The sequence below is a fragment of the Leclercia sp. GHBNCSD genome (assembly GCF_055805075.1).
On sequence record NZ_JBQVYO010000001.1, the window covers coordinates 1,057,057 to 1,079,126 of the forward strand.

Sequence of the window (22,070 nt, forward strand, 5' to 3'; positions counted from 1 at the left end):
CCTGATTTTCAGGGCCTCTTTTTTTACAAGGATTGTAAAAGATATGAAAATGCACAGGGCGTTGCATCGCCTGCTCGTTCCCTCTCTCTTTTTATTTTCCGGCTGTACGCTTGATGTCAGCAGACAGGAAAGCGCAGCAAATGCAGTAGAGGCTCAGTCGAAAAAATGGGCAATCAAACTGCAGCGCCAGAGTTCTCTTTCAGAAAAAAAGCTGCTCGAAATCACCGAAAAAGAGCTTAAAGCTGGCGATCTTCTCTTCTCATCCAGCATCGGGATTACGTCCCTTGGCATTCGCCTGCTCAGTACCTCTTCCGTCAGTCACGTTGCAGTTTATCTCGGCAATCATGATGTGGCAGAAGCGACAGGCAACGGGGTGCAAATTATAAGCCTGGAAGATGCCATGCAGCACAGCGACAAATTATTCGCTTTAAGGGTGCCCAACCTGACACCCGAGCAAGCGGCAACCATTAAAGTATTTGCCGAACAGGCGCAACATAGCCGCTATAACTATCGGGGAATTATTGAGTTTGTTCCCTTCATGGTGACAAAACAGTTATGTTCGCTGAATCCCTTCTCAGAAACTTTTCGCCAGCAGTGCGTTAGCGGCTTTGCCACTGCACAATTAAGCAGAACAAGCGAAGATGAAAAAAAGGCGTGGTTTTGTTCGGAATTTGTTAGCGATGCCTTCCTGAAAGCGGGTCACCCGCTGACGATGGCAGAATCAGGCTGGATAAGCCCTGCCGATTTGATGCATATGCGTGAAGGCGATATCTCCACCTATAAACCTGAAACAGAGCTACGGTACATTGGCCATCTCAAACCCGGAATTTACATCAAAACGCGTCGCTTTGTAGGACTCAGGCCCTGATAATTGGGCCGGCAACCCCCTCCGGCCCAGCTTCTCAACGAGACTGACAATCTTTGCCAGCCTGGAAGGCTGCATCTTTATCGACTATCAGCGTTTTAACGCTTTGACCACTGTCCGGGTTGGCCTCAAGAGTAAAATGCCCGTTCACGGTGAGCAGCACCGGTTTAGTATCATTTCCGCGCGCCGCCGCGTAATCCCGCTCCAGCTGCGCGTTATTCGCTACGCTCACCTTTTTGCCGGTGGCACAGTCGGTGAAGCTCGCCGCATCAGCCATATAGAAATACATGCCGCGCATCGCCATTGGTGTTGATGGCAGGGCAGCGTTAACGGGCGCCAGGGTGTAGTTAAACTGCGACTCGATCGGATTTCCTTCCCGATCGAGCATCTCCAGCCCTTCGCCTTTCGCCCGGAAATAGTGCTTTTCGCCCTGCGTGTCCGTCAGCACCAGCTTATCCGCTGTTCGCGCCCAGCTGCCATAGCTGGCGAAAGAGGAAGGCGCCTTTGCCCCCTGATAATGTTGGTTCATTACCCAGGTGCCATCTTTTTCCAGAAACAGTGAGGTTTCGATACCTTCGCAGTCGGCGCAGGGTAAAACGCCCCGCCAGCTCTGCTGCATCGGTTTTAGCGCCTCTTCATGGGCTGGCTCCAGCGCCTGCACCTCTGCCCGGTTATGACATCCCATCAGGATGGCCAGCGCGCCTGCAGCCACCACTGAAAATATTGCTGTTTTCACATCAGATTCCTTTTCTCAACCCGCCTGCTCCCCGTTAATCCTGGGGGCCTCGAACTTTGCCACGCAGTGCTTTGACGGTCGATTTTTGTGATTTAGAAGCCAGACGGCGCTCTTTCGATGCGCGTGTCGGGCGGGTTGCCCGCCGGCTTTTTTGCACTGCCGTTAACTCTTGTATTACCGCCACCAGCCGGGCAAGCGCGGCTTCCCGGTTCATCTCCTGGCTGCGGTACTCCTGCGCCTTGATAATAATCATGCCGTCAGAGGTGATCAGATGATGGCTGGCGGCGAGCAGGCGCTCTTTATAATACTCTGGCAGGCTGGATGCCCGAATGTCAAAGCGCAGATGAATAGCCGTTGAGGTTTTGTTCACATGCTGGCCCCCTGCTCCCTGGGCGCGGATCGCGGTGATCTCCACTTCATGATCGGGCAGGGCGACGGTTCGGGAGACTACGATCATGAACGGGACTGCCAGGCTTCCGGATGAATTTCCAGATTATTCTCAGCATCCGACAGCCAGATGGCGCCATCCTGAATGGTTGCCTGCAGAATCATGGTTCGACCGGCAAATGCGCTCAGCTTAGCCAGTTGATCATCATCCAGATACCAGACAGACAGGTTGGCAAACTGGGCGCACTTATTCTTGTTCTGCTGCCACCAGATCTCCGCTGCGCGGCTGTTGTAGGTAAAGAGCGCCACTTCAGCAGATTGCGTGCAGGCTTTCTTGATGCGACGCTCATCCGGCAGGCCCAGCTCAATCCAGAGATCGATACCCAGATGATCGTTGAGCAGCCAGGCTTCCGGCTCGTCTTCCGCGCTTAACCCGCGGGTAAATTGCAGGCGCTCATTGGCGTACTTAATCCACGCCAGCAGGCGCAGCATCATGCGCTCTTGCGTTTCGGAGGGATGACGCGCTAGCGTCAAGGTCGTATCCAGAAACTGATTGCGGTCTAAATCCGCCACATTGACCGCGGCTTTGTAAATTGTCGCTTTAAGCGCCATGAGAGAACTCCTTTCGAATCAGGTGCGCATTGTAGCGAAATCTCCGCCAAAAGGCTGTTACAGGCTTGAGAATGTCTGCGACATCAACCTGCTGATATTGCTTAAATGAGTATGGTATAGTCACCTTGCTAAACCGAGTTTATCTTCGTAGGCTTAATGGTATCTCACAGTAAAGTCAGTGCGCTGGCAGGAGGGGATGTGGATAATTATTGTGAGCTAATTCGCAAACGGTATGCGGAGATTGCCAGCGGCGATCTGGGGTATATCCCCGATGCGTTGGGCTGTGTATTGAAAGTTCTGAATGAAATGGCGTCGGATGACACGCTTTCAGAATCGGTCAGAGAAAAAGCAGCATATGCTGCTGCGAATTTACTGGTGAGCGATTATGTCAATGAATGATACCTATCAACCTATTAACTGCGATGATTACGACAATCTCGAACTCGCCTGCCAGCATCACCTGCTTCTTACGCTGGCGTTAAAAGATGGCGAAGTGCTGAAGGCCAGGGCGAACGATCTGGTTTCCCGTAAGAACGTGGAGTATCTGGTTGTGGAAGAAGGCGGCGCAACGCGCGAACTGCGTCTCGATAAAATAGCCAGCTTCAGTCATCCCGAAATCGGCACCGTTGTGGTGAGCGAGTCCTGATCCCGTGTAACGGGCAGCCTGCTGCCCGTTACGTTTTCCACTCCAGCTCTACGCCCCGCTCCGCTTCAGCCGCCCCTTCATGCGTTACAAACACCCCCGCCGCTGCCACCAACGTTTCTCCGTAGAATAGAAGCGGCGTGCTGTCCCGACGCCAGGGGGCAACGTTAAGTTCCTGCCAGATTTTTTTGATCTTGCGTCCGCCGTTTCGCCCGACAATGTGCAGCGTACCGCTGGCGCGAAAGCGCACCGTCACGGGCTCATCTGCCCGCGGCAGTCGAAGAGCGCGCCCCGTCTTGAGATGAAGCGTACCCAGCCCTTCCGGCAGAGAGAGGGGCCGCTCCAGCAACGGCCAGTCGATAACCCGATCGGCCAGCGAGGCGTGGACTTTCACCCACCATAGCTGACCGCGAAAGCGACGAATTTCACCTTCGCCGGAACGCAGCCGCGGTGCCGCGTCTTCCCGGGCCAGCACCACCTCATCCCAGATGCGATTAAGCATGTCGCGTGACGGCATTAACGCCCCGTGCAGCGCCAGCCATCGGCGCAGCAACGCGGCCCGGCGTACCGCACTCATCGCCTGTAGCGGCGCGATAGCCAGCGCCCCGTCTGGGGAGACTAATGTTGAAAGCTCGTCTGCCAGCAGTTCATCCAGCAGGTGCTCCTGCTCCGCGCACAGCGTGGCGCTGCGGGAGGTGGCCTGAGCAAAATGCGGCCAACGCTCTGCCAGCAGCGGCAGGACGCGCAGACGCAAAAAATTGCGGTCATAGCTGTCGTCCTGGTTGCTTTCATCCTCAATCCAGCGCAGATCCCAACGCTGCGCCCAGGCCAGCAGCGAGTCTCGCGTTTCACCAATGAGGGGACGAATTTGTTCGGTACCGGCAAAACGCGCCCGCGCGGGCATGGCCGACAGCCCCGCCGGGCCACTGCCGCGCTTTAGCGCCAGCAGAAAAGTTTCACACTGATCGTCCAGATGTTGCGCCGTGACCAGCGCTTCATCCGGTAACAGGGCCTCACGAAAGGCGGCATAACGCGCTTTACGCGCCTGCGCCTCCAGCCCCAGCCCCTCCTCCGCCAGCGTTACCCGCGCCACGATCAGCGGGATATTCCACTGCTGGCACAGGTGCTGGCAATGGGCGACCCAGCTGTCGGCGTGGGGGCTCAGGCCATGGTGAATATGGATAGCGCGCAGCTCAAGGTCCGGCTCCTGTTCCCGCCACAGCATTAGCTGATGCAGCAATACCGTGGAATCCAGGCCACCACTAAAGCCCACCAGCAGTCGGCGGTACGGGTGAAGAGCTTGCTGAAGGTCGGCTGTGGTCATCGTCGTCATTTATCCAGAAAGGTGCCCGGCACGTTACCGGGCATTCCCTGGCGAGGCAAGCGTTACTGCTGGTAGAGCTCCAGCGGCAGGCCATCAGGATCGTTGAAAAAGGTGAAGCGCTTTCCGGTGAAGGGATCGATACGGATGGCTTCGCACTTAACACCGTGGGATTCAAGATGCTCTACCGCCTGGTCAATGTCATCCACACTGAACGCCAGATGACGTAAACCGCAGGCTTCGGGCCGGGACGGACGCGCCGGCGGGAAGGGGAACGAAAAGAGCTCAATGACATACTGACCATTCAGCGCCAGGTCGCCTTTCCAGGAATCACGCTCTTCGCGGTAAAACTCACTTTGCAGGGTAAATCCCAGCGTATCGCAGTAAAACGCCTTACTGGCGGCATAGTCGGTGGCAATGATTGCAATGTGATGAACCTGCTTTAAACCCAGCATAGCCTCTCCTTATTGGTGTGCCTGAACGTTATATCCGAACCCCCTTGCCGTGCAAGGGGTCATGACGCTTTTAAGACCCGTACCCGATAGATGCCGTTTTCATCCCGTTTGGCACCGTGGATGTCGGTTTCAAAGCCGGGATAGTGGCGGCCAATCGAGCAGAGCATTAACAGGAAATCGAGAACCGCCCTGCTCTTCTCGGTGATCATCTCACCGGGCATAAGCAGCGGCACACCAGGAGGATAAGGGAGGATCATATTGGCCGACACCCGGCCAACCAGATCCTCCAGATCGACCGTCTCTACCTCCCCCTTCACCTGACGCTGCCAGGCGTGATGCGGGGTGAGCTTCATTTCTGGCAGGACATCAAACGCCTGCAGCATCAGTCGCGGCAAGTCGTGCTGACGAATGAGCTTGTGAATGCCTTTAGCCAGATCCTGAATACGCATGTTGCGGTAGAAGTCGGGATCTTCGGCATAGAGATCCGGCAGCATGTTCTTGACCCGCAAATTCAGATCGTAGGCGCGCTTAAACTCCATCAATCCGCGCAGCAAACCCATCGCCCGGGTTTTGTCGATACCGATACTGAACAGGAAAAGCAGATTGTACGGCCCGGTTTTTTCGACCACCACGCCGCGCTCGTCGAGGAATTTCGCTACCAGCGCCGCCGGGATCCCCTCTTCACTCATCACTCCCTGCTCGTCCATACCTGGCGTCAGAATGGTGACTTTGACCGGATCGAGGAACATATGATCCTCATCGGCATCGCGGAAACCATGCCAGCTCTCGCCCGGCGCCACCGGCCAGCATTCAGCTTCGTCAATGTCGTCCGGCTGCCAGATATCGAAGAACCAGCCGTCGGCTTCATCTTTAAGGCGCTGAACCTCTTTGCGGAAGTGCAGGGCGCGCTCAACGGAGCGGTTGATCAGGCGCTTACCGGGATTACCACGCAGCATCGCTGCCGCAGTTTCAATGGAGGCCACCAGCGGATAGCTGGGCGATGTGGTGGTGTGCATCATAAAGGCTTCGTTGAAGGTATCTTCATCGTACTCGCCCTTAATGTGAATCAGCGAAGCCTGAGAAAACGCAGCCAGCATTTTGTGCGTGGACTGGGTTTCGAAGAACACTTTACCCGGCAGGCGTTCACCGCTCATCCCGCTCTTTCCGGCATAGATGGGATGGAAATTGGTATAGGGGACCCAGGCAGAATCAAAATGGATGGAGGGCACATCGAGGGTCTGTTTCACCCAGTTGGTGTTGTACAGCAGGCCGTCGTAGGTGGAGTTGGTGATCACCGCGTGAACCGGCCAGCTTGCGCCCGGCACGGCTGCCACTTTGCGCTCTATTGCCGCATGAGAAAATTCCCGGCGCGGGATCCCGCCCAGAATGCCCAGCGCGTTGCGGGTCGGCGACAGCCAGAGCGGCACCACGTCACTCATCATCAGCAGGTGCGCCAGAGATTTATGGCAGTTGCGGTCGATCAGTAAAGTGCTGCCGCCCGGCGCGGCGTACATGCCAACGATCTTGTTCGACGTCGAGGTGCCGTTGGTCACCATATAGCTCTGCTCGGCACCGAATGTACGGGCGATATACTCTTCAGCTTCGAGATGCGGGCCGGTATGATCCAGCAGCGATCCCAGCTCCGTCACCGAGATCGACACATCCGCCTTCAGGGTGTTCCCGCCAAAGAAGTCATAGAACAGACAGCCCACCGGGCTTTTCTGATACGCGGTTCCCGCCATATGACCGGGGGTACAGAAGGTGTACTTCCCCTCTTTTACGTAGGTGAAAAGGGCGCGGGTAAACGGCGGGGTTATGGTATCGAGGTACTCGCCGGTATATTGCTGAATGCGGGTAGCGATATCCTCGGCCACCCCCAGCGAGTACTCGAAGAACCACAGCGCCATGCGCATATCCTGGGCGCTGATATCCATCGTGGAGTGGGTATTGATAAAGGCGTAGAGCGGCAGGTATTCATTGAGTTGGTTGATGTCGCCGCACAACTCCATATCGTACTCGTCCCAGTCGAAGATGACGCCGCAGATACGGGGGTTATGTTCAATAAACTTCAGTAGATCGGCGCTGTTCTGCGGCCAGATTAGTTGAAACCCGCGCGATGCCAGCGCCTGCTCCAGCTCCTTGATGGGTTCGTCTTTATAAAAGACGCCGTGCGGCCCCATAATGGCAATGATGTTCACGGTTTACCTCCTTAAAAAACATTAGCTAAGCATAGTTGAGGTAAACCATGGACATAAAAAAAGCCGCAACAGGGTGCGGCTTTTAAGATTATTGCGTAGCTTATGCGTAGCCGTAGCTCATCAGACGCTGGTAACGGCGGTTCAGCAGATCTTCTTTGCTCAGCACGTCGAGGTCTGCGAGATCAGCCAGCAGCTGCGCCTTCAGGGAGGCGGCCATCACTTCTGGCTTACGATGCGCGCCACCCAGCGGTTCCGGGATAACGGTATCGATCAGCTTCAGCTCTTTCAGGCGAGGAGCGATAATGCCCATCGCTTCCGCAGCCATCGGGGCTTTATCGGCGCTTTTCCACAGAATGGAGGCACACCCTTCCGGGGAGATAACGGAATAGGTGCTGTACTGCAGCATATTCACTTTATCGCCCACACCAATGGCCAGCGCGCCACCGGAACCACCTTCACCGATAACGGTGCAGATAACCGGCACGCTTAAACGTGACATTTCACGCAGGTTACGGGCAATCGCTTCAGACTGACCGCGCTCTTCCGCGCCGACACCAGGATAGGCTCCCGGGGTGTCGATGAAGGTGATGATCGGCATGTTAAAACGCTCGGCCATCTCCATCAGACGCAGGGCTTTACGATAACCTTCTGGTGCTGGCATCCCGAAATTGCGGCGAATTTTTTCTTTGGTTTCGCGCCCCTTCTGGTGGCCAATAATCATCACCGGACGGCCGTCGAGACGCGCAATCCCACCAACGATAGCTTTATCGTCAGCGTATGCGCGGTCACCAGCCAGTTCGTCGAATTCATCAAACGCCAGGCGGACATAATCCAGGGTGTACGGACGCTGAGGATGGCGAGCCAGTTGAGCAACCTGCCATGCGCCGAGATCGGCAAAGATTTTACGCGTCAGTTCTACGCTTTTTTCACGCAGACGATGCACTTCTTCGTCGATGTTAATATCCAGTTTTTCATCCTGACGGCCCACGGCAGTCAGAGAATCGATTTTCGCTTCCAGCTCTGCAATCGGCTGTTCGAAATCAAGGAAATTCAGACTCATAGTATTCCTGTATTAGTCAAACTCCAGTTCCACCTGCTCCGAACCAATGAGGCCACGTAGATCGTTCAGTAAACGATCGCTCGGAGAGACACGCCACGACGCACCAAAGCGCAACCGTGCACGCGCATCCGCCCTCTGATAGTAGAGATGTACTGGAATGGTCCCCGAGCGGTGGGGTTCCAGAGACTGACGGAGTCGGTTTAAAAGCTGGTCATCAATTTGCCTGTCCGTCAGCGAGATAGCAAGCCCGCGAGCATATTTTTCCCGGGCTTCGTCAATGTCCATCACTTCGCGGGCGGTCATTTTAAGTCCCCCGCTGAAGTCATCAAAGCTGACCTGTCCGCTGACGATAAGTATGCGGTCTTTTTCCAGCAGCTGCTGGTATTTATCCAGCGCGTCGGTGAATAACATCACCTCCAGCCGCCCGGAACGGTCATCCAGCGTACAGATGCCGATACGATTGCCGCGTTTGGTGACCATAACCCTCGCAGCAATGACGAGCCCCGCAGCCGTAGTAATCTTACCACGTTCTGTCGGATGCATGTCTTTCAGCCGGTAGCCTCCGACATAGCGCTCAATTTCTTTAATATACTGATTGATCGGATGCCCGGTCAGATACAGGCCTAACGTCTCGCGCTCACCATCCAGCACGGTCTGTTCCGGCCACGGCTGACAGCTGGCATAGGATTGTTCAATCTGCTCCGGCTCTTCTGCCAGCACGCCGAACATATCCGCCTGCCCAATGGCCTCGGCTTTTGAGTGCTGGTCGGCGGCCTTCAGGGCGTCCCCCAGCGAGTTCATCAGCGCCGCGCGATGCGGCCCGAGACGATCGAACGCCCCGGACATAATCAGCTTTTCCAGCACCCGGCGGTTGAGCTTTTTAATATCGGTACGCGCACAGAGGTCAAACAGCTCGCGGAAGTAGCCGCCCTGGTTACGGGCTTCGATGATCGCTTCGATCGGCCCTTCACCCACCCCTTTAATCGCGCCGATGCCGTAGACAATCTCCCCGTCGTCATTGACGTGGAAGTGGTACTGACCGGAGTTGATGTCAGGCGGCAGGATTTTCAGCCCCATGCGCCAGCACTCATCCACCAGACCGACCACCTTCTCGGTGTTGTCCATATCGGCGGTCATTACCGCGGCCATAAACTCGGCCGGGTAGTGCGCCTTCAGCCACAGCGTCTGATAGGAGACCAGCGCGTAGGCAGCAGAGTGCGATTTGTTAAATCCGTATCCGGCAAATTTCTCCACCAGATCGAAGATTTTCATCGCCAGTTCGCCGTCGATGCCGTTTTTCTTCGCCCCATCTTCAAATATAGAGCGCTGCTTGGCCATCTCTTCCGGCTTTTTCTTACCCATTGCTCGACGCAGCATATCCGCGCCGCCGAGGGTGTAGCCGGAGAGCACCTGGGCGATCTGCATGACCTGTTCCTGATACAGGATGATGCCGTAGGTTGGCTCCAGCACCGGCTTCAGGCTTTCATGCTGCCACTGAACATCCGGATAGGAGAGTTCCTCGCGGCCATGCTTACGGTCGATAAAGTTATCTACCATCCCGGACTGCAGCGGCCCCGGACGGAACAGCGCCACCAGCGCGATCATATCTTCGAAGCAGTCAGGCTGCAGACGCTTGATCAAATCTTTCATGCCGCGGGATTCAAGCTGGAAGACCGCCGTGGTCTCCGAGCGTTGCAGCATGTCGAAACTTTTCTTGTCATCGAGCGGGATCGCGGCGATATCAATCGGCTCCAGGCCCTGCTTGGCCCGGCGCGGGTTGATCATCTTCAACGCCCAGTCGATGATGGTGAGCGTACGCAAGCCGAGGAAGTCAAACTTCACCAGCCCGGCGTATTCCACGTCGTTCTTGTCAAACTGGGTGACCGGATGCAGGCCCGATTCATCGCAGTAGAGCGGCGCAAAGTCGGTAATTTTGGTCGGTGCAATGACCACCCCACCGGCGTGTTTACCGGCGTTTCGGGTGACACCTTCCAGCTTGCGCGCCATGTCGATCAGCGCTTTGACCTCTTCATCCGCCTCGTAGATTTCCGGCAGCTGCGGCTCCGCTTCGAACGCTTTCGCCAGGGTCATGCCCGGGTCAGGCGGCACCAGCTTCGAGATGCGGTCAACAAAGCCGTACGGATGCCCCAGTACGCGGCCCACGTCGCGGATAACTGCTTTTGCCGCCATGGTACCGAAGGTAATGATCTGCGATACCGCGTCACGACCGTACATGTCTGCCACGTGTTCAATGACCTGGTCGCGTTTCTCCATACAGAAGTCAACGTCGAAGTCGGGCATGGAGACACGTTCCGGGTTGAGGAAGCGTTCGAACAGCAGGTCAAATTCCAGCGGATCGAGATCGGTAATTTTCAGCGCATAGGCCACCAGCGATCCGGCACCCGAACCACGGCCCGGCCCTACCGGTACGCCGTTGTCTTTCGACCACTGGATAAACTCCATAACGATCAGGAAGTAGCCGGGGAACCCCATCTGGTTAATAACCTGGAGTTCAACGTCCAGACGCTCGTCATACTCCGGGCGCTTCTCGGCGCGAACGGCCGGATCCGGGAACAGAAACTCAAGGCGCTCTTCCAGACCTTCTTTTGATTTCATGACCAGGAAGTCTTCGGTGGTCATGTCGCCGGTCGGGAACTGCGGCAGGAAGTATTCACCCAGACGGACGGTGACGTTACAGCGCTTGGCGATCTCTACGCTGTTCTCCAGCGCTTCCGGGATATCGGAAAACAGCTCGCACATCTCCTCTTCGCTGCGCATATATTGCTGCGGCGAATAGTTGCGGGGGCGTTTCGGATCGTCGAGGGTAAAACCATCGTGGATAGCGACGCGAATTTCATGGGCGTCAAAATCGTCGGCGTTGATGAAGCGCACATCGTTGGTGGCAACTACCGGCAGGCCCTGCTCTTCCGCCAGCGCCACCGCGGAATGCAGATAGCTCTCTTCATCAGGGCGACCGGTGCGGATCAGCTCCAGGTAGAAGCGATCCGGGAAATACTCTTTATAAAAATCGACGCACTGCTCCACCAGGGCAGTGTTGCCGCGCAGCAGGCATCGGCCTACGTCGCCCATGCGCCCGCCGGAGATGAGCAGCAGCCCCTCATTCAGCTCCGCCAGCCACGCGCGATCGATCCACGGGCCCTGCGGGCCGTAGCCGCGCTGATAGGCACGGGAGATGAGCAGCGTCAGGTTCTGATAGCCGGTATTGTTCAGCGCCAGGACGGTAATTTGCGTCATTTCATCGGCGAGAAGCTCGCTCTGTACATGAAAATCAGCCCCAATTACCGGCTTCATTCCGGCACCGTGCGCCGTTCCGTAGAACTTCACCAGACCGCACAGGTTAGTGAAGTCGGTGATCGCCAGCGCAGGCATGCCAAGCGAGGCCGCCTTTTTCACCAGCGGCCCGGTCTTCGCCAGCCCATCAATCATGGAATAGTCGCTGTGCACCCGCAGGTGTACGAAACGTGGTTCAGCCATCTTCAGATTCCGCGTTACTTATTGGCGTCTTGATTCAGGACATCAGTCCCAGTGCGCGTTTTACCGGTCCAAAACTGCGGCGGTGGTGCTCAGTTGCGCCGTGTTCAGCCAGTCTTTCCAGATGGAAAGCGGTAGGATACCCCTTATGCTGGGCAAAACCATACTGGGGAAATGTGAGATCCAGCGCGGCCATTTCAGCATCGCGCGTGACTTTAGCCACGATCGAGGCGGCACTAATTTCCGCCACCCGGCTGTCGCCCTTTACCACCGCCAGCGACGGCATGGGCAGCGCCGGGCAACGATTACCGTCGATCAGCACATACTCCGGCACCACGCTCAGCCCTGCGACGGCACGCTGCATCGCCAGCATGGTGGCATGCAGAATATTCAGTTCGTCGATCTCATGCGGTTCCGCCCGCCCGACACTCCAGGCCAGCGCTTTCTCTTTAATTTCATCGTATAAGGCCAGGCGGCGCTTCTCGGATAATTTCTTCGAGTCATTCAGACCGATAATCGGACGAGCAGGATCGAGGATCACTGCGGCAGTCACCACTGCGCCCACCAGCGGCCCACGCCCTACTTCATCCACTCCCGCCACCAGATGGGCGTGAGGGTAAACAAATTCCATCATTTCGCTAACTCCAGCACCGCGTCAGCTGCCTGCTCGTCGGCATTACAGCGGATTTGCTGATGCAGTTCCCGGAATGTGTCATGCATTTCATGGCTGGTTTTGCCGTTAGCCAGCAGCGGCAGCAACGCAGCGGCTAATGCCTGCGGCTGGCACTCATCCTGCAGCAACTCTTTCACCAGCTCACGTCGGGCAAGCAGGTTCGGCAGGGAGACGTAATCCGTCTTCACCAGCCGTTTTGCCAGCCAGAAGGTAAACGGCTTCATACGATAACCCACGACCATCGGGCATTTTGCCAGCATGCACTCCAGCGCAGCGGTACCCGATGCCAGCAACGCGGCATCGCTGGCCACCATCGCCTCACGCCCTTTGCCATCTAACAGATGGACATGCAGATCGGGGGCGACTTCCGCTTTAATACGCTCGAACTGCTCCCGGCGTTTGGCATTCACCAGCGGCACGACCACTTCCAGGTCAGGGTAAGTCTGACGCAGGATTTGCGCGGTTTTCAGAAAATCAGCGCTGAGCATTTCGACTTCTGCGCCGCGGCTCCCTGGCAACAGCGCCAGGCAGTGGGCATCATGTGAAATACCCAGCAGGTCACGTGCACCATTTTTATCGGGATCCAGCGGCATGGCGTCGGCCATGGTATGGCCGATAAAGCGGCACGGCACGTTGAATTTATCGTAAAACGCTTTTTCGAAAGGCAGGAAGGCCAATACCAGATTCGTCGATCTGCCTATTTTGAAAACGCGTTTCTGTCGCCACGCCCAGACGGACGGACTGACATAATGGATGGTTTTGATCCCCTGTTTTTTCAGATTACCTTCAAGGGTAATGTTGAAGTCAGGCGCATCAATACCCACGAACACATCGGGCTTAAGTTCGGTAAAACGACGCGTCAGATCGGCGCGGATGTGCAGCAACCGGCGCAGGCGACCCAGTACCTCGACGATGCCCATCACCGCCAGCTCTTCCATTTCGTACCAGGCTTCGCAGCCTTCAGCCTGCATCAATGGGCCAGCAACGCCGACAAAGCGCGCGTTGGGAACGCGCGCTTTGAGCGCTCGAATCAGACCAGCACCAAGAATATCGCCGGAGGTTTCTCCGGCGACGAGGGCGATCGTAAGCGGACGACTATCGACCATTAACGAATCAGACCACGGGTTGAGCGTGCGAAGAACTCCACAAACGCGTTCACCTCAGGATGCTGCTTCGCCAGTTCGGCAATTTCCGGCTTAGCCTCTTCCAGCGTTTTACCGTTACGGTACAACTGCTTGTAAGCGTTGCGGATAGCCATAATCGCTTCACGGCTAAAACCGCGACGCTTAAGGCCTTCGATGTTGACGCCAAACGGCGTCGCATGGTTACCCTGTGCAATCACATATGGCGGAACGTCCTGCGCCACGCCGGAGCAGCCGCCAACCATCACATGCGCACCAATGATGCAGAACTGATGGACAGCGGTCATGCCGCCAATGATTGCATAATCATCAACTGATACGTGTCCCGCCAGCGTTGCGTTGTTGGCGAGAATGCAGCGGTCACCCACGGTACAGTCATGCGCGATATGCGCGTTGACCATAAACAGGTTATCGCTGCCCACCTTCGTCAACTCACCGCCCTGTACTGTGCCACGATGAATGGTGACGCTTTCGCGAATGCGGTTACGATCGCCAATTTCCACACGGGTTGGTTCGCCAGCATATTTCAGATCCTGGTTAACTTCACCGATGGAGGCGAACTGATAGATCACGTTGTCGCGGCCAATAGTCGTATGACCATTCACCACGACATGAGATTTCAGTACGGTACCCTCACCAATTTCGACATGGGGTCCAACAATACAGAATGGACCAATGTGGACGTTAGCACCGATAACGGCACCCTCTTCCACAATGGCGGTTGGATGAATAAAGGCGGTTTTATCAATCACGTATCAGGCCTCCCGGCTACGCGCACACATCATGGTAGCTTCGCAAACAACCTTGCCGTCAACCAGAGCTACGCCTTTGAAGCGAGTCAGGCCGCGACGCGTTTTTTCAAAAGTCACTTCCATGATCATCTGATCACCAGGCACGACCGGGCGCTTGAAGCGCGCTTCGTCGATACCTGCGAAGTAATAGAGCTCACCTGGCTCCAGCTTCCCAACGCTTTTAAACGCCAGAATACCGGTAGCCTGAGCCATCGCTTCCAGGATCAATACGCCCGGGAAGATAGGCTTCCCAGGGAAATGCCCCTGGAAGAATGGCTCGTTTACAGAAACATTTTTCACTGCGCGCAGAAAACGACCTTCTTCAAAATCCAGCACACGGTCTACCAGCAAAAACGGATAGCGGTGCGGCAGAAGTTCTAAAATCTCTTCAATATGCAGAGTATGAGTGTCAGTAGTCAAAATACTCTTCCTGTCAAAATATCTGAATGGCAATAATAACACGGCCTGCCGGTTTATAAGAAAGCCGACAGGCCGGGAAGTGTGCGTTAAACGGGTGAACGCTTAGTCTTGTTGATCGATTTTGCGCTCAATGGCCTTGAGGCGCTTGCTCATATCATCAATATTCATCACCAGGGCTGCAGTCTTACGCCACACTTTGTTAGGCTGCAACGGAATGCCTGAAGAGTAGACGCCCGGTTCGGTGATTGGACGCATAACCATGCCCATACCGGTAACCGTAACCTTATCGCATATTTCCATATGCCCGTTAATGACGCTGGCGCCGCCAATCATACAGTAACGGCCAATCTTCAGGCTGCCCGCCATAATAACGCCACCGGCAACGGCAGTATTGTCGCCAATCACAACGTTATGTGCAATCTGGCACTGGTTATCGATGATAACACCATTACCGATGATCGTGTCATCAAGCGCACCACGGTCAATAGTCGTGCATGCACCGATTTCGACGCGATCGCCGATGATCACCCGGCCAAGCTGCGGGATCTTAACCCAGTTACCACGATCGTTGGCGTAACCGAAACCATCCGAACCGATAACAGTACTGGACTGGATCAGGCAGTTTTCGCCAATTTCGATCTCATGATAAACAGAGACATTGGCCCACAGGCGAGAGCCTGCACCAATTTTTGTTTTTTTACCGACGAAGCAACCGGCACCGATGACCACGTTATCGCCCAGCACGACGTCTGATTCGATAACCGCATTTGCACCAATTGATACGTTGTTACCCAGCTGCGCCGTTGGGTCAATCACCGCACTGGGTGCGATGTTTTGCGCCGGCTGCGGCGTGGTATCCAGAATTTGTGCCATACGGGCATACGTCAGGTAGGGGTTCTTCACTACCAGCGCAGCACCTGCGGCAAACGGCAAATCGTCCTGCGTCATGACGACAGCAGACGCCTGGCAAAGCGCCAGATGTTCACGGTACTTAGGGCTTACCATGAAGGTGATATTGCCTGCTTTAGCAGATTGCATGGACGCAACAGCGGTGATGACGATATCGCCATCACCGTGTAATTCTGCATCCAACTGCTGAGCTAAATCAGCGAGTCGAATTGAAGGCATTACTTATTTAACCTGTTTCAGGACATCAGCGGTGATGTCTTTAACATCGCTGCTGTTGAATGCAACGGCGTTGGCATCAACAACCAGATCGATGCTCTGATCGGCAGCTACAGCTTTCACAGCGGACTGGATACGGGTAACCAGCTTGCCGCGCTCTTCGTTAGAACGACGTTGACGATCCTGCTCAAAAGCTTGCGCTTTCTGAGAGAAAGTCTGACGCTGAGCCATTACGTCTTTTTCCAGTTTGCTACGTTCGCTCGCTTTCATGGTAGAACCATCGCGCTGCAGACGCTGCATTTTGGATTGCAGATCGTTTTCCATACCCTGCAGTTCGCTTGCACGGCCTTTGAACTCGCTCTCCAGCTTGGCAGAAACACCTGTTTTCTGCGCAACCTGCTGGAACAAGTTACCCATATTGACGATTGCAATTTTGTCCGCTGCCTGAGCAGAAGTTGCCATCGCTAAACCGAGACCTGCAGCTAATAACCACTTTTTCACAATTAACTCCTTACCATCCCATTGGCACCCGAAGGTACCGTTCTTTGCGTGGCAAGGCGATCCTGCGATCGCCAGTTGTCAGCGCTACACTGCCAACGCATTCCTTTGCGACGGACAATTACCAGGTTTTACCAATGTTAAACTGGAACTGCTCCGCCTTGTCTCCATCATATTTCTTAAACGGCTGGGCGTAAGAGAAGACCAACGGCCCCAGCGGTGACATCCATTGTAGTGCGAGACCCGCAGACATACGAATATTGCTCGGATCGCTGTAGTCCGGAATACCTGCAGCCCTGGTCGCACTGGTATTTTCCCAGTTAGTATCCCATACGGTACCCGCATCCACGAAGAAGGAGGTACGAACGGAGTTGGCATACTTATCGCTGATAAACGGCGTAGGGGTAATAAACTCCAGGCTGGCAACACCCATGGCGTTACCGCCTACTGCATCGTCGGAGCTACATACTTCGCTTGATGAAGACTTATCGCAGTTATCTTCGTCGTTACCGCCGTAGTAGGCTGCTTTCGGACCAATGTTATTGGACTGGAAGCCACGTACGGTACTTGAGCCACCCGCATAGAAGTTTTCATAGAATGGCAGCTCTTTGCCACCTAAACCATCGCCGTAGCCCCAGCGTGTACGACCCAGAACCACCCATTTATGGTCTTCATCGATCGGGAAGTAGGAGGCGGTATCCAGCGTAACCTTGTAGAACTCGTTATCCGAGCCCGGAATGGTCACTTTACCGTTCAGGTTGACGCGCGAACCTTCGGTCGGGAAGAAACCACGGTCGAGGCGGTTGTACGTCCAGCCATAGTTGAAGGTGAAGTCATCTGCGGCAAAACCGTTATCATCATTCGAGGTGCTGGCAGACTGTCCGATAGAGTCCAGATAACGCCACATTGCCACCTGCGGTTGCATGTTCGACAGGTCGTTATGGACGTAACCTAAGCCCGCACGCAGGGTGTTATATTCGTTAACCGGGAAACCGAGCGTACCATCAACGCCGTAGCTTTTGTTGGTATACGAAGACAGGTCCGCATCATCCGCTTTAAAGTCGTTATAGAAGATACGGCCGCCCAGACTCACACCATCAACGGTGAAGTAAGGGTTAGTCACGGAGAGCTCAGAGTAAGTCTGGTAGTCGTTCTTGGTACCGTTGATACCCACGGAGTAGCCCGTACCTAACCAGTTATCCTGCTGTACACCCACCTGGAAGCTAACGCCACTTTCTGTGCCGTAACCGACACCAAAGTTAAAGCTACCGGTGTTACGCTCTTTAACCTTGTAAACGACATCAACCTGATCCGGTTTACCTGGCACACGCTGGGTGTCGGTATCCACCGTTTCGAAGTAACCCAGACGGTTCAGACGCTCTTTACCCTGATCAACCAGGTCGCTGCCCAGCCACGCCCCTTCCATCTGGCGCATTTCGCGGCGCAGGACAGAATCTTTGGAGGTATCGTTACCCTCAAAGCGGATCTTACGCACGTAGAAACGGTTACCCGCATCGACGTTGACGTGTAGCTTAACGGTTTTATCCGCATCGTTGATTTCAGGCTGGGTCTGAACGCGCGGGTAAGCGTAACCATAACGGCCGAGCAGCTTCTTAATGCCGTCTTCCATTTTGGTGACTTTGGAACCGCTATAGAGTTCACCCGGCTGCAGTTTGGTCAGGCTCTCAATCTCTGCAGAATGGCCCGCGAGGTTACCGCTTACTTCAACGCCCGAAAGCGTATACTTATCGCCTTCAGTGATGTTAACGGTAATGTAGATGCCTTTCTTGTCCGGAGTCAGACTGACCTGGGTCGAGTCAATGTTGAAACGGGCGTAACCGCGATCCAGGTAGTAGCTGCGCAGGGTTTCGAGATCGCCCGCCAGTTTCTGTTTCTGATACTTACGGTCGCCAACAACGTTCCACCACGGCACTTCATCACGCAGCTGGAACGTTGAGATCAGTTCATCGGTGCTGAATGCATGGTTACCAACGATGTTGATCTGCTGAATCTTCGCGGAAACACCTTCCTGGAAGACCAGTTTCAGATCGACACGGTTACGCGGCAGCGGCGTGACAACCGCTTTCACGCTGGCGCTGTATTTACCGACGCTGTAGTAGAAATCTTCCAGCCCTTTCTCAATATCAGAGAGGGTGGTGCGATCCAGGGATTCGCCAACGCGAACGCCAGAGGCCTCAAGGTTCTGCTTGAGCATATCGTCTTTCACCGACTTGTTGCCGGAGAAGGTGATGCTCGCAATTGTCGGGCGCTCTTTCACCTGAACCAGTAGCGTATCACCATCGCGCAAAACGCGAACGTCCTCAAAGTTGCCAGTGGCAAACAGGGCGCGAATGGTATTACTAATGTCTTCATCATTAACCGTGTCGCCTGGGCGCACTGGCATACTGAGGAGGGCCGCACCAACGGCGACTCGCTGAAGGCCTTCGAAATGAATATCTCTCACTACGAACCCGTCAGCACCGTATACGGTCGCGCTGCTAAACAGCAGCGACGCTATGAGCAACTTTTTCATCGCCATCGTTATTATGCGTTCTTCCTAACACTCTCTTACAACCGAGAGAAATCATTGAAAAGTGCAAGCCCCATTAACAGCACCAGTAAAATCGAACCAATGCGATAACTAAAGTCTTGAACTCGCTCGGATACCGGCCCGCCTTTTAGCTTCTCTATCGCTAAAAACAGCAGATGGCCCCCGTCTAAAACGGGAAGTGGGAACAGGTTGATTATCCCGAGGTTCACGCTAATGAGCGCAAGAAACATCAGATAGTAAATCACCCCGAACTCTGCTGACATCCCAGCCCCCTGAGCGATCGAGATCGGCCCACTGAGGTTGTTCAGTTTTACATCACCGGTAATCAATTTCCCCAGCATCTGCACGGTCAGCTTCATCAATTGCCATGTTTTATCCGTGGCTTCAAGGATGGCGCTGAACGGCCCATACTGGCGTATTGTCTTGTACTCATCAGGCAGCGGGATCACTTTAGGCACCACGCCTGCGAACCCTTCAGCCTTTCCGCCGCCCGGCTTGGTATCCGGAATCAACGTTAAGGAGAGCGGACTCCCCTGCCTTTCTATCTCCAGCGCCAGCGGCGTTCCTGGATTATCACGCACCAGAGTAACAAAGGTCATCCATTGCGTTAAAGGCTGACCATCGACTTTAACGATCCTGTCGCCAGCTTGCAAACCTGCTTTACGCGCTGCTGAATCAGCCTGGACTTCAGCCAGTACCGGTTCAATCTGCGCGCTGCGCGGCCGGATACCTAATGCCGCAACAGGATCTTCCTTGTCCGGCTCAAAGGTCCAGTGGCGCAAATCCAGAATTTTATTCTGACGTTGCTCTGAACCGAAAGATGACACGCTGACGGTGGTTCTCTCATCGCCAATTTTGGCGACCAGTTGTAACCGAACGGCATCCCAGTCAGGGGTTTCGATGCCATCAATTGCTTTAAGTTCCATCCCCGGATTAATTTGCGCGCTTGCCGCGATGGAGTTGGGTGTAATTTCACCAACAACCGGACGAACGCCAGGGACACCGATAATAAACACCAGCCAGTAAGCAAAGACGGCAAAGATGAAATTTGCAACCGGACCGGCAGCAATGATAGCGGCGCGCTGACCAACAGTTTTGTTGTTGAACGCGTAGTGGCGCATTTCAGGAGCAACCGACTCTACGCGTTCATCCAGCATCTTGACGTAGCCGCCTAAGGGGATGAGGGCAATAACAAATTCTGTGCCGTGGCGATCGGTACGACGCCAGAGCGCTTTACCAAAGCCAATGGAAAAGCGCTCAACACGCACGCCACAGCGCCGAGCAACCCAGAAATGGCCAAATTCATGCACCGTGATAAGTACACCCAGTGCAACAATGAATGCCGCCAGATTCCAGAGAATGCTAAGCATAAAACCTTCCGTTAAATCGTCCCAAACACCAGCAAAAACAGGCAGGCAAACACGGGTACTGCCGCCGTCAGGCTGTCTATGCGATCCAGGATACCACCGTGCCCTGGAATGAGATTGCCACTGTCTTTGATCCCTGCTTCACGCTTAAACATACTCTCGGTCAAATCACCCAGCACGGAAGCCAGCGCTGCGACAATTGAACAGACCAATAATGTTGCCGGTGCGACCTCGAGGTTGGCCCATACGCCGTAACCCCAGGAGATAATCGCCGCCGTAAACAGACCACCGATAAAGCCCTGCCAGGTTTTACCCGGAGAGACTTTCGGGGCCAGCTTATGTTTGCCAAACAGTTTACCAAACATATAGGCGCCAGAGTCAGCCCCCCAGACGAGAATCATGACATAAAGCAGCCATAACGCGCCGCTGTATGGGTTATCGTCATAATGCCAGGTGCGGAGGGCAAGCATTCCCCAGAAGAAAGGAACGATGGTAAATAGCCCAAAGCAGAGGCGCAGCACTTTCGAGTTACGCCACAGCGAGGCCGAGCCCGGATAGAAGAGCACCAGCAGCAACGCTGCCAGCCACCATCCCAGCGAAAGCCAGAGCGAACCTGCAATGATCGGTTGATGGATATTGTGATGGTACTCTGGCAGCATGAAGAGCATCAGCGCCAGCATCAGGCCGCACAGCACCGCCAGCCATACCCGCTGGGAACGCGAGGTAAAGCCGCTAAGCTGTCCCCATTCCCACGCCGCCAGCATGCAAACGACCAGTGTGACAATCGCAAATCCCACCGGAGGCAGTAAAAACAGCGCCGCGATGACAACAGGTATTAAAACAAACGCAGAAATCAGGCGATACTTCAGCAAAAGCTACCCCCATCAGGCGTTTTCGCCACCAGGCTCGGTACCACCGAAACGACGCTCTCGATTGGCAAAGGCATGCAGCGCACCTTCAAAGTCTTGTTCATCAAAATCGGGCCAAAGAACATCTGTAAAGTAAAGTTCGGCATAGGCAATTTGCCACAGCAAAAAGTTACTGATGCGATGTTCTCCCCCTGTCCTAATTACTAAATCCACGGGTGTCAGTTCACTCATGCAGATTTGCTTGCTCAGCGCCTCTTCATCAATCTGGTCCGGCCTTAAGAGCCCTTCCTGAACCTGTCCAGCCAAATGCCGCACACCCTGGACAATATCCCAACGTCCGCCATAATTCGCAGCGATATTGAGCGTTAAGCCGGTATTTTGCCCGGTCAACGCCTCCGCTTTACGAATGCGTTCCTGCAGACGTGAGTTAAAACGACTGGTATCGCCGATAATACGCAGGCGAACGTTGTGGCGGTGCAGGCTTTTTACTTCGCTGTCTAGCGCCCACACGAACAATTCCATCAACGCGCTAACTTCCTGCGCAGGTCGATTCCAGTTTTCACTGCTGAAAGCATAGAGCGTTAACGCGTCAATGCCGTTATTGGCGGCAAAAGAAACCGCGCGGCGCACAGATTTCGCCCCAGCTTTATGCCCAAAGGCTCGGATCTTCCCTTGTCTTTTCGCCCAGCGGCCATTGCCATCCATGATGATTGCTACATGACGACAGCCATGAGCCGGCAAGTTTTCGCTTATTGGTTGGTTCGCAGACAACATAACGCGTTTTTGGTCCCTGAAAGGATTTAACGGTACTCAGGAATACTGAAGCCTTTACGTAAAAAAGCCGTGTCATACCACGGCTTACCTG

Annotated in this window: 21 protein-coding genes; 3 read left to right on the top strand and 18 right to left on the bottom strand. The window is 54.8% G+C overall.

The features are described from left to right. Positions 1-43: 43 nt before the first annotated feature. Complete coding sequence (locus ACT3IC_RS05295; RefSeq protein WP_263951323.1) at positions 44-868, top strand: YaeF family permuted papain-like enzyme; 825 nt, start codon at positions 44-46, stop codon at positions 866-868. A 34-nt stretch (positions 869-902) separates the two neighbouring features. Here the strand turns inward: ACT3IC_RS05295 and nlpE are convergent, their stop codons facing one another. From nlpE to ACT3IC_RS05310, 3 genes are read right to left on the bottom strand one after another with little or no spacing between them, the layout of a single operon-like run. After that, the gene (nlpE, locus tag ACT3IC_RS05300; protein ID WP_156653939.1) at positions 903-1,601 is read right to left on the bottom strand and encodes an envelope stress response activation lipoprotein NlpE; all 699 of its coding nucleotides are present in this window, start codon (positions 1,599-1,601) and stop codon (positions 903-905) included. A 34-nt stretch (positions 1,602-1,635) separates the two neighbouring features. Continuing rightward, a complete protein-coding gene (arfB, locus tag ACT3IC_RS05305) occupies positions 1,636-2,058 on the bottom strand; it encodes an alternative ribosome rescue aminoacyl-tRNA hydrolase ArfB (RefSeq protein ID WP_159339962.1) in 423 nt (140 codons plus the stop codon). Further along, positions 2,055-2,600, bottom strand: coding sequence for a YaeQ family protein (locus ACT3IC_RS05310; protein ID WP_473476587.1), 546 nt, complete (start codon positions 2,598-2,600; stop codon positions 2,055-2,057). The genes arfB and ACT3IC_RS05310 overlap by 4 nt, the downstream gene beginning before the upstream one ends. A 198-nt stretch (positions 2,601-2,798) precedes the next feature. Between ACT3IC_RS05310 and ACT3IC_RS05315 the strand changes: the two genes are divergently transcribed. Together ACT3IC_RS05315 and rof are read left to right on the top strand one after the other, a co-directional pair. Beyond that, positions 2,799-2,999, top strand: a complete 201-nt coding sequence (locus tag ACT3IC_RS05315) for a YaeP family protein (protein WP_103178351.1) — start codon at positions 2,799-2,801, stop codon at positions 2,997-2,999. Further along, positions 2,986-3,246 (top strand): Rho-binding antiterminator, encoded by a 261-nt coding sequence (rof, locus tag ACT3IC_RS05320; protein ID WP_103178350.1) that lies wholly within the window; start codon positions 2,986-2,988, stop codon positions 3,244-3,246. The genes ACT3IC_RS05315 and rof overlap by 14 nt, the downstream gene beginning before the upstream one ends. Before the next feature lie 28 nt (positions 3,247-3,274). Here rof and tilS read toward each other — a convergent pair whose 3' ends face one another. The 15 genes from tilS to ispU form a co-directional block, all read right to left on the bottom strand. Next, on the bottom strand, positions 3,275-4,567 hold the full coding sequence (tilS, locus tag ACT3IC_RS05325; RefSeq protein WP_473476591.1) for a tRNA lysidine(34) synthetase TilS: 1,293 nt from the start codon (positions 4,565-4,567) through the stop codon (positions 3,275-3,277). 62 nt (positions 4,568-4,629) lie between these two features. Beyond that, on the bottom strand, positions 4,630-5,019 hold the full coding sequence (locus tag ACT3IC_RS05330; RefSeq protein WP_103178348.1) for a VOC family protein: 390 nt from the start codon (positions 5,017-5,019) through the stop codon (positions 4,630-4,632). A 59-nt stretch (positions 5,020-5,078) separates the two neighbouring features. Then, a complete protein-coding gene (locus ACT3IC_RS05335; RefSeq protein WP_103178347.1) occupies positions 5,079-7,217 on the bottom strand; it encodes a lysine decarboxylase LdcC in 2,139 nt (712 codons plus the stop codon). Positions 7,218-7,317: 100 nt separating this feature from the next. Next, positions 7,318-8,277 (bottom strand): acetyl-CoA carboxylase carboxyl transferase subunit alpha, encoded by a 960-nt coding sequence (gene accA, locus ACT3IC_RS05340; RefSeq protein WP_103178346.1) that lies wholly within the window; start codon positions 8,275-8,277, stop codon positions 7,318-7,320. A 12-nt stretch (positions 8,278-8,289) separates the two neighbouring features. Then, positions 8,290-11,772: a DNA polymerase III subunit alpha gene (gene dnaE / locus ACT3IC_RS05345; protein ID WP_159339964.1), complete on the bottom strand. Its 3,483-nt coding sequence runs from the start codon at positions 11,770-11,772 to the stop codon at positions 8,290-8,292. Between the two features lie 34 nt (positions 11,773-11,806). After that, positions 11,807-12,403, bottom strand: a complete 597-nt coding sequence (gene rnhB / locus ACT3IC_RS05350; protein WP_103178344.1) for a ribonuclease HII — start codon at positions 12,401-12,403, stop codon at positions 11,807-11,809. Further along, a complete protein-coding gene (gene lpxB, locus ACT3IC_RS05355) occupies positions 12,400-13,548 on the bottom strand; it encodes a lipid-A-disaccharide synthase (RefSeq protein WP_103178343.1) in 1,149 nt (382 codons plus the stop codon). The genes rnhB and lpxB overlap by 4 nt, the downstream gene beginning before the upstream one ends. Next, on the bottom strand, positions 13,548-14,336 hold the full coding sequence (gene lpxA / locus ACT3IC_RS05360) for an acyl-ACP--UDP-N-acetylglucosamine O-acyltransferase (RefSeq protein ID WP_103178342.1): 789 nt from the start codon (positions 14,334-14,336) through the stop codon (positions 13,548-13,550). The genes lpxB and lpxA overlap by 1 nt, the downstream gene beginning before the upstream one ends. 3 nt (positions 14,337-14,339) lie before the next feature. Continuing rightward, positions 14,340-14,795: a 3-hydroxyacyl-ACP dehydratase FabZ gene (gene fabZ, locus ACT3IC_RS05365; RefSeq protein WP_007373234.1), complete on the bottom strand. Its 456-nt coding sequence runs from the start codon at positions 14,793-14,795 to the stop codon at positions 14,340-14,342. 102 nt (positions 14,796-14,897) lie between these two features. After that, positions 14,898-15,923, bottom strand: a complete 1,026-nt coding sequence (gene lpxD / locus ACT3IC_RS05370) for a UDP-3-O-(3-hydroxymyristoyl)glucosamine N-acyltransferase (RefSeq protein WP_103823301.1) — start codon at positions 15,921-15,923, stop codon at positions 14,898-14,900. A gap of 3 nt (positions 15,924-15,926) precedes the next feature. After that, positions 15,927-16,421, bottom strand: a complete 495-nt coding sequence (gene skp / locus ACT3IC_RS05375; RefSeq protein WP_103178340.1) for a molecular chaperone Skp — start codon at positions 16,419-16,421, stop codon at positions 15,927-15,929. Positions 16,422-16,539: 118 nt separating this feature from the next. Then, complete coding sequence (bamA, locus tag ACT3IC_RS05380) at positions 16,540-18,957, bottom strand: outer membrane protein assembly factor BamA (protein WP_103178339.1); 2,418 nt, start codon at positions 18,955-18,957, stop codon at positions 16,540-16,542. 29 nt (positions 18,958-18,986) lie between these two features. Then, positions 18,987-20,339 (bottom strand): sigma E protease regulator RseP, encoded by a 1,353-nt coding sequence (rseP, locus tag ACT3IC_RS05385; RefSeq protein WP_103178338.1) that lies wholly within the window; start codon positions 20,337-20,339, stop codon positions 18,987-18,989. Between the two features lie 11 nt (positions 20,340-20,350). After that, positions 20,351-21,208 carry a phosphatidate cytidylyltransferase gene (gene cdsA / locus ACT3IC_RS05390; protein WP_039030306.1) on the bottom strand — a complete coding sequence of 286 codons (858 nt, stop codon included), beginning with the start codon at positions 21,206-21,208 and terminating at the stop codon, positions 20,351-20,353. Positions 21,209-21,220: 12 nt separating this feature from the next. Beyond that, positions 21,221-21,979, bottom strand: coding sequence for a (2E,6E)-farnesyl-diphosphate-specific ditrans,polycis-undecaprenyl-diphosphate synthase (gene ispU / locus ACT3IC_RS05395; protein WP_159339965.1), 759 nt, complete (start codon positions 21,977-21,979; stop codon positions 21,221-21,223). Positions 21,980-22,070 lie beyond the last annotated feature (91 nt).